Origin of the sequence: Microbacterium testaceum, from assembly GCF_001476285.1 — a bacterium.
In the GTDB taxonomy this organism is placed as follows: Bacteria; Actinomycetota; Actinomycetes; order Actinomycetales; family Microbacteriaceae; genus Microbacterium; species Microbacterium testaceum_B.
The window spans coordinates 1-1,745 of record NZ_LDRU01000146.1 but is presented as its reverse complement, the minus strand read 5'-3'; the positions used below and the strand labels follow the sequence as shown (position 1 = coordinate 1,745).

Sequence of the window (1,745 nt, the reverse complement as noted above, 5' to 3'; positions counted from 1 at the left end):
CGCGGGCCGCGTCGCGCGTCGAAGAACTCCTCCGCCAGCGGCTGGACGCCGTCGGTGTCGTCGATGGCCTCGGCACCTCCCTCCGGGTTCCACGCGCGGAGGCGAACCGTCGGGTGAGCGACCTCGATCGGGAGATCGCGTACTTCCAGGCCGTCCAGGACGGACGGAAGCAGCTCTACGCATGGGACCCCGACCATGGCTCTCTCATCGAGATGTCGGGCGATCCGGCGACGGCGACCTCGGCGCTGTTCGTCGTTCCGGGAACGAACACACGGGCGGAGTCGTTCTTCGGCGATGAGGCGGTGACGCGGGTTGCGGAGTGGGAGACCAGAGCGGGGATGGGAGCCGTCGTGAGTTTCACTGTCCTGTCTGGACCGATGCCCCAACTTTCCGACATTCCATCAGGAGGTGGCCCGCAGCTGACCACCTACGCGTTGGAGCGCTCGCCCGAGTACGCGCGCTTCGTGCAGGGAATCGATGCCACGCGACCGGACCTCTGGACGATGAGCTACGAGCACTCGTATGCGGGAGCCATCGGAAGCGCCGCCGAGTCGTACGGAGGAGTCGTCGATGCTCGGTTCATGGCCGCCACGGTCGGTGCGATCGGGCCTTACCAACCATCGCCCGAGACGCGATACTTCGCCGCGCAGGCACCGGACGACATCAACCGCTACTACGCGGGTTTGAGCCTCGCAGATCTGGGGTTCAGCGTGCCCCCGGAGTCCTTTCCGGGCGTACAGATCGTCGACACCGGACTCCCAGGGCTCGATCCGGAGAATCTCGTCATCGGCGGCCCCGTGGGCATCGTCTCGGACAGCGTCAAACACCACAACGCATTGATGAGCGACGACGAGTCGATAAATGGACCGGCTCTCTACTCCGTCTACTCGCTCCTCCTTACGCATGGGAAGCAATTTTGAAAGCGACTCTCACTCTCCTCGCCCTGACCGCCTGTGCGCTGCTGCTCAGCGGTTGTGCGGACTCACCCCCTACGTACGATCAGGTGCGCGCTGAGACGAACGACGTTCTGAAGCAAGTGGCAGACCTTGTTCCAGACCCGAAAGAGATCGTCCCGAACGAAACGTTCGAGCCCTACGGGTGCGGCGAAGACCTCACCTTCGGAACCAGCCGCGGCAGCTTCTACACCGGTCAGTGGGAGGTGTACGTCGATGACTCGTTTGACATTCCCTCATTCATCGACAGATTTCCCGACGCAGTTGGCGACGTATGGCGCGCGCACGATCTCGGCGTGCCCGTCAACTTTGCGCAGATCTATATGGTCCGCGACTCCCCGCGGATGTCGCTCGGGATAAGTGAGAGAACAATCAACGGCCGCAAAGCCATCGACCTCCTCGCCATCTCCCGCTGCGGCACCCTGTCCGAAGACCAGCGCCCGTAGCCCTCACAGCGCCCGGACGAACTCCGCCACCACCGGCGCCAATCCCGCGCCGATCTCGTCGGCCGGCCGCCGCGCGCCCTTCACCTCGAACGAGTGGTTCGCACCGGCGATCCAGTGCACACGGGCATCCGAGCACGAGTCCACTGCCTCCAGGAGTTGCTCGTGGGGGTCGACGAAGGGGTCGTTCTCGCCCTCGACGAACAGCTGCGGCGGTTCGACCCGAGGCAGGTGTTCGACCCGCGGCTTGTCCGGCCGGCCGGGCGGCTCAACGGTGCAGCCCAGCGACACTAGACAGGCCGGCCTGCGTAGCGCATCACTCTGGTCTAGTTCCACCAACGCCGCAGAA

The 1,745-nt window shown here is 64.8% G+C and carries 3 protein-coding genes; 2 read left to right on the top strand and 1 reads right to left on the bottom strand.

The window, feature by feature from the left end:
- The coding region (locus tag NS283_RS19025) for a hypothetical protein (RefSeq protein ID WP_058598212.1) at positions 1–920 on the top strand (920 nt) is incomplete at its 5' end.
- 83 nt (positions 921–1,003) lie between these two features.
- The gene (locus NS283_RS17985; protein WP_058598211.1) at positions 1,004–1,399 is read left to right on the top strand and encodes a hypothetical protein; all 396 of its coding nucleotides are present in this window, start codon (positions 1,004–1,006) and stop codon (positions 1,397–1,399) included.
- 3 nt (positions 1,400–1,402) lie between these two features.
- Here the strand turns inward: NS283_RS17985 and NS283_RS17980 are convergent.
- Positions 1,403–1,745 (bottom strand): alpha/beta family hydrolase (locus tag NS283_RS17980; RefSeq protein WP_193752715.1); only part of this gene is annotated, 343 nt, incomplete at its 5' end.